Source organism: Thermodesulfobacteriota bacterium (genome assembly GCA_040756475.1).
Lineage (GTDB): Bacteria > Desulfobacterota > Deferrisomatia > Deferrisomatales > JACRMM01 > JBFLZB01.
On sequence record JBFLZB010000236.1, the window covers coordinates 1 to 6,389 of the forward strand.

Sequence of the window (6,389 nt, forward strand, 5' to 3'; positions counted from 1 at the left end):
AGCGGGGTCCGGGAGCCCCTGCGCTCCGCCGCTGGCCAGGAAGGGCGAGTGTCGCGGAGCCCAGGAGGGGCGGGAGCGACCCCGCAATCCGCGGCAATTGGAGGAGGGGTCCCTCGCGGAACCGGTGCGCCTGGCCTCACCGGTTTCCATGGACTGGGGCGGATCGGTCGATGCGGTACGGGACTACGCTCCGGCGCTCCCGGACCCCGCCCCTAGGTTAGGCGGTGGATTCCGGGGGCGGCCCGGCGGCCCAGCGGCCCAGCACCCGAAGGGCTCAGCGGCGGGCCTCGATGGCCTCGGCGGCGGCCTGGGCGTAGCGGCGCAGCCGCACGTCCTGGCCCAGCGAACGGATCGGGGGCAGGGCGGCGGCGCTGCCCACCCGGCCCAGGCCTTCGAGGGCCAGGCGTACGTTGGCCCCGTTGGGGTCGGAGAGGGCCTCCACGAGGTGGGCCTCGTGCTCCGGCCCCCCGTACCGGGCCAGGTTCACCAGGGCGAAGTGCCGAAGCACCGGATTCTCGTGGGAGGCCAAGAGCGCGATGCGGGACAGGTGGGAAGCGCCGCCCCCCTCTCCCAGGAGCTGGAGAGCCACCCCCACCAGGTTGGGGTCCTGCGCCTCCAGGAGGCCGGCCAGCCGCTCCACTTGGGCCGGCGCGAGCTCGGCCCTGCGGTCGAAAGCCGAAGACGCCCCCCGGAGCCGATGGGGGGCTGGGGCGGCGGCATCCAACGCGAGGGAGACGAAGAACTCTCCCGCCTCCCGGCCCTCGACCCCCTCCAGAGCATCGAGAACCCGCTCCGGCTCGACCAGGCCGGGGTCGCGGTAGAGGTCGCGCAGCAAGGGCACCGCAGCAGCCCCGGCCGCTGCGGCTTCCCGGAGGGCCGTGCCCCCGTGGGCGCCCGAGACGATCTCCTCCCGCAGCACCTGGCCACCCAGGGGGTCTCCCCGGCGCAGCAAGGCGGACGCGGCCCGCAGCCGCACCCGCCAGGCGGGGCTCTTGGCGGCGTCGGCGAGCAGGGCCCGGGTGCCCTCCCCTTCCCACTGCGCCAGGGCCTCCACCGCCGCCGCCGCCACACGGTCGTCCGCGTCCCGCAAACCGGCCTCCAAGGCTGGCCGGGACTCCCGCCGCGACGCCAGGGACAAGAGGGCCTGGGCGCGCACCCGGGGATCGGGGTCGGCGGCCGCACGCAGGAGGATGGTGGTCGCGCCCTCCCCGGGGACGTGGGCCAGGGCCTCCGCCGCCTTGCGGCGCACCCAATAGTCGGGATCCCCCAGCATCTCGCCCAAGGGTTGCGCGGCCTCCGGGCGCCCGGTGCGGCCGAGCGCCTCGGCGCACGCGGCCTTGACCCCGAAGGCGTCGCGCCCCTCGGCCCGGTAGGCCTCGGCCAGGAGCGGCACTGCTGCCGGGTCTCCACACGCCCCGAGGCCTTCGGCGGCCTTGCGTCTCGTGTTGCCGTCTTCCGAAACGATCTCGGCTCGAAGGACCTCCAACTCCTCGGCCCCTTCCGAGGCCAGGCCGGGCCCCGCCGCGGCCCCCAGCGCAAGGGCCGCCCAAAGGGCGAGGAGCAGGGGCAAGCGAGCGCAGACTCTCATGGCAGGGAAACGTATCGGCAAAACGCCTTTCAGGACAAGCCCCAAGACTCCCTCGACTCACCGGCAACCCGCCGGCGAGGAGCCGCGGGGGATCAACGAAATTCCTCTCCCACGTCTCCCCACACCAGGTGATACTTGCGGTAGCGCTCCGGGGCGTCGGCCTTGTGGCACGCCGCGCAAGCGCCGCGGGCCGCGGCGGCGGGGTCCGCGAGGCGCAGGAAACGGGTGGGGACGTTGGGACCCAGGGCACCGAAGCCGGGCTTGATGAAGGGCCCCATGGGGCTCCAGACGTGGGGGTCGTGGCAGCTCACGCACTGGAGCCCGCCCACCGGCCCTTCCGTCCCATCGCGATCGTAGAGCGGGATCACCGGGCTCTCCCCCGTGCGCAGCGCCCGCTCGTCGAGAAGAGTCATGGGCCGCTGCAGGTAGCTCGTGCCCCTGGGGGTGCGCAGGTCCTCGGCGTCCTTCATGTGGTGCTGGAGGAGCAGGAACTCCCCCTGCACCGGCCCGCCCTGCCGGTGGCAGGACCGACACAGGGTGTTGGGGAGATACGCCCCGGGCGCCGGGTCCAGGCCCCACAGGGCCCGGGGTCCGCGGGCTGCGTGCGCCACGTGGCAGGGGCCGCAGGGGCCGAGGTCCGTGGGCCACCCCCTGCGCAGGTCGTGGGGCGTAGAGACCACGGCGCCCTGGCGCGGGTGGCACGAGACACACAGCTCCCCTTCCCGCGGGCTCTTGCGCAGAAACCTTGCAATCGCACCCTTTCCCTCGGGATCGCGGACTCCGTGGACCTCGTGGCAGGTGGCGCAGGTCACGAGTCTCCCGAACGGCCCCCCCAGGGGATCGAAGAGGGGCAGCCCCTGGGGCTTCACGTCCCGGGAAAGGGCGACGTTGGCCGGGTGGGATCCGGTGCCGCCATAGGAGTCCGGCGCATCGGAGGCCAGAGTGTGGCAGGGGGAGCACTTGCGGTCGTTCCAGCTTCCCGCGGCGCCAACCCGCAGTTGCCAGGGCGCGGGCCCCTGCCCGGCCGGGCCCCGGGCCCGATGGACCTCGTGGCAGGCGGGGCAGGCTCCCTCTCCCGGGGGTCCGAGCCGGTCGTGCGCCGTGCCCAGGAGCGTCGCCTTCTCCGAGTGGCAGGCGAGACATAGACGAGGCTCCGGGCCCGTGGAAAGCCGCAGGGCGCGGGTCCCCTCGGCCCGGTGCACGTCGTGGCACGTGGGGCAGGTGACGAACCCGTAGGCAGCCCGCTCTCCATCCCGGCCGAAGAGGGGCAGGTCCTCCCGGAGTCGCCGCCAGGCCGGTGCCCCGCGGGGCGAGTGATTCTCCGGCACCTCCTGTTCCGGGTGACACCCCCGGCATCCGTCGCCCGCCGGGTCGGGGCCCGACGGGGACTGCCGGCCGTGGGCGTCGTGGCACGGGCCGCACGAACCCGGGCGGCTCCCCAGCTTCACCGGGTCGTGGGCACCCCCCTGCACGGCTTCCTTGCCCTCGTGACACGCCAGGCAGGTCTGGGCAGGAGAAGGCCTGCGCAGCTTGGCCGCCCCGGTGCCGTGGGGGTCGTGGCAGGTGGGACACCCCATGGTGCCGGCCGCCGCCCTGGCGCCGGACCCATCGAAGGCGGGGAGGCTGCCGGGCCCCAGGGGCTGGTCGGGCCGGTGGAGCCCGGAAGCAGCGTCGGGGTGGCAAGGGGCGCAGGTCTGGGCCGGCGGGGTCTGGGCGTGGATGCCGTGACACGCGCCGCACCCCACCACGCCCCCGTGGCCGGCGGCGGCCCGCCGCTGGGGGTGGCCGTCCAGGCAATCCGACTCGGGGCGGGCCGGCCCGCTCCCGGTCCGCAGGTGGGCCCGGTGGCACGTGGTGCAGGTGAGCACCGCCGAGCCGCCCGGCGAAGGGCCTCCTGCCGCAGCCGGTCGGTCACCCCGCAGGAGAACGCCCACCGGGTGAGGACCCGGCTTGATTCCCCGGGCGCCGTAGGGATTGGCGTCCTCGTGACAGTACAGGCACAGCACTTCGTCGCCCAGGGCGAGCAGCGGGATATGGGGAGCGCCGTGCATCCGGTGGCAGGTGGTGCACTCCAGTGCCCCGCCGGCCCCTGGGGCGAGCCCGCGAGCCCGGAGCAGCCCCGCATTCACCGTTTCCAGGGGCGACCCCGGGCGGTGGCGTGCCCCCAGGTCTGCGTGACAGGGCTCGCACAGGAGGCCCCCCTCGGCGGGTGTCCGCAGGAGTCCCGCGGAGCGGCCGCCCATCTTCACCGGGGAGTGGACGCTGTGGCACTCGGCGCACGCGGGGTGGACCACCCGGTGGTCTCCCGGACCTCGGCGGTCGGCGTGACAGGGGATGCAAGGCCCCTTTTCTCCTCCGGTCAAGAGGCGGGGGGCATCGCCGTGGGGGGCGTGACACTGGCTGCAAGGGCGGGAGCGCCCCCCCGCCGCCACTCCCTTCACGGACACCCCCGGGTGGCAGGTGCGGCACAGGTCGTCGCGCTCGGCGCCGTAGGGCGCCACCAGGAGCCGGTCTCCCGAGGCTGCGTGGGGCGTGTGGCAGGTGAGGCAGGTGACGTCCTCGGCGGACCCGGGCCGTCCCCCGGCCCCGCGGATGCGGCCGGTCCTCTCGGGCGAGAGGGACCGGCCCAGGTGGGAGCCCCGGCGGGCCGGATGGCACCCGGCGCAGGGGGCCACCCCGTCGGGGGCGACGCGAAGCCACCGCGCGGCTCCCGGACCCTCCCCGTGGGGCGAGTGACACGTGCCGCAGGTCATCTGCCCCGCACCGTAGAGCGGGTACTCGGCGGGGAGCGCCCGACTCACCCGCACCCCCGCGGGGTGTTGCCCTCCCCGCAGGAGCCGGTCCCGGCTGTCCACCACCGACCCGTTGTGGCACGAAAGGCACACGAACGCCTGGGAGCCCTCGCTCCCCACCAGGACCCCCGGGGTGCGGGAGAGGATCTCGAACACCTCCCGGTCCCGGGACGGGTGGCACAGCACGCAGGGGAGGCCGTCTGCGGACCCCCAGACCGTGGTCGGGAGCAGAAGGACCAGGAGCAGAAGGAGGCCGATCATCCCGGCCCGGCGACCTGGCGCTTGAAGAGGAGGAACGCGCCGCGCACCTCTCCCTGGGGGGTGGTGTAGGGGATGGAGGCCACGAGCTCCCACCCCTCGGCGCCGGCGCGCCCGGCGCGGGTGAGGTCCAGGCCCTCCTTGGGGAGGCCCCCGAAGGGCTCGGGATTCGCAACGAAGATCTGACCATACTCCCAACGCGTCACCGTCATGGCCCCTCCCTCGCGAGGCGCCGGACCCGGCCTGGCCGGGCCTCCAGCACCCAGAGCTGCCCCTCGGCCCACCCCAGGCGCAAGGGGTCCTCGAACCGGGGCACGTCCGCCCGGCAGCGGCCCCCACCCCCCGCGTCGAAACACGAAATCCGCCCGGTCACCCCGTCGCTCACCCAGACGCGGCTCCCGTCGGCCACGGCGAGCCCGGTGGGCCTGGTCACGCCGGAACCCCCGAGGGAGAGGAGGCCGAGAAAAGTTCCCGTCGGGCTCAGGCGCAGCACGCCGGGCCCGAGGGGATCGGAGACGAAGGCCTCTCCGGCCGTCCCCAGGGCCAGGGAAAAGGGAGAGCGGGCGTGACCCGCCAGGTCGGACCACCCCAGCCCGGCGCCGCCGTAAGCGTAGAGGAAGGCGCGGGGGGGATCGCGGTCGAGCACCCAGACCACCTGGTTTCGCGCCGCCAGCGCCACGGGGGATCGGGGAGAGAGATCTCCCTGCAGCAGGACCCTCCACGCCTCCCGGTTCCCGCGAAACCCGACCAGGGTCCACGCGGGCTCCCCATCCAGGACCAGCAGGACGCCGTCTTCGTCCAGGGCCACGGCTCGGGGCGCCCGCAACCCGGGAAGCGGCTCGCTGCGCCCCTTCTCCCGAAGGAAGACCACCCGCCGAGCCCCGTCCTCCAGAACGAAGGCGCCCGCTGCGCCGGGGCTCGGAACGAAGTCGAAGGCCCCCCGCAGGCCGGCCAGGACCGCTTCCCCCAGGGATCCCTCCCCTGCCCCCGGGCGCTCTGCCGCCAGGACCAGCCCGGCCAGCAGCGCCGCCACCGCCAGGAGCGGCCTCACCACGGCCGCTCTCCCAGGTGCCGCAGCACCGCCAGGTCCTCGAGCACCCGGCGCCGGTAGGCATCGTAGAGCCCGTCGGTCGCGAGCAGCGTGCTGCCCCGGCGGTGGCACTGGGAGCACCGGGGACCCCGGTCGGCGAGACCCACGGCCGGGCCGGCCCCAAGGACCCGGCTCCACCCCTGCCCCGAGCCCACCGCCGCGTACAGGCGCCCCCCTTCCCCCGACAGGAGGCCGTCTCGGGTGACCACCTCCCCCCCCCGGAACCGCCGCACCGAGACCGGGGCTCCCTTCAGGTGACACACCCCGCAGTCCAGGGACGACACGTGGAGGTTGAGAAACGCCCGGTGCACGGGGGACCGCCAGTGGGGAGGATTCGGGTGGCAGCCGAGGCACGGGCTCTCCGGCCCCGCCTCGAGCGGCTCCACCTGGAAGCGGTGGGGCGCGTGGTACGCGTGAGACGGGAGCGGAGCCTCCCACACCGGCGGCGGCGCGGCCGGGCGGACCCGGAGGGGGAGCCCGAGGTAGGCCCAGCCCCCCCACAGGAGCAGGCCCAGGAGCCCCCCGCTGAGCGCGACCCGCAGGGGAAGGCTACCCGTCACGCTACTCATGATGGGCCGGCTCCCCCCGCAGTTCCCCCAGGAGCGTTCGCGCCCGCCCCGAGACCGGTCCGAAGGGGTCGGCCTCGAGAAACCTCTCCAGG

Annotated in this window: 5 protein-coding genes; all 5 read right to left on the reverse strand. The window is 75.0% G+C overall.

Annotated elements, in window-relative coordinates; genetic code table 11:
- Positions 1 to 274: 274 nt before the first annotated feature.
- The 5 genes from AB1578_21250 to AB1578_21270 all read right to left on the reverse strand — a co-directional run bounded on the left by AB1578_21250 (position 275) and on the right by AB1578_21270 (position 6,297).
- Complete coding sequence (locus AB1578_21250; protein ID MEW6490424.1) at positions 275 to 1,588, reverse strand: HEAT repeat domain-containing protein; 1,314 nt, start codon at positions 1,586 to 1,588, stop codon at positions 275 to 277.
- 92 nt (positions 1,589 to 1,680) lie between these two features.
- Positions 1,681 to 4,641, reverse strand: coding sequence for a cytochrome c3 family protein (locus tag AB1578_21255; GenBank protein ID MEW6490425.1), 2,961 nt, complete (start codon positions 4,639 to 4,641; stop codon positions 1,681 to 1,683).
- Positions 4,638 to 4,850, reverse strand: a complete 213-nt coding sequence (locus tag AB1578_21260; protein MEW6490426.1) for a hypothetical protein — start codon at positions 4,848 to 4,850, stop codon at positions 4,638 to 4,640. Before AB1578_21260 ends, AB1578_21255 begins: the two co-directional genes overlap by 4 nt.
- Entirely contained in the window at positions 4,847 to 5,692 is an 846-nt protein-coding gene (locus AB1578_21265) for a hypothetical protein (protein MEW6490427.1), read from the reverse strand. Before AB1578_21265 ends, AB1578_21260 begins: the two co-directional genes overlap by 4 nt.
- Positions 5,686 to 6,297 carry a hypothetical protein gene (locus AB1578_21270; GenBank protein MEW6490428.1) on the reverse strand — a complete coding sequence of 204 codons (612 nt, stop codon included), beginning with the start codon at positions 6,295 to 6,297 and terminating at the stop codon, positions 5,686 to 5,688. Before AB1578_21270 ends, AB1578_21265 begins: the two co-directional genes overlap by 7 nt.
- Positions 6,298 to 6,389: the final 92 nt, after the last annotated feature.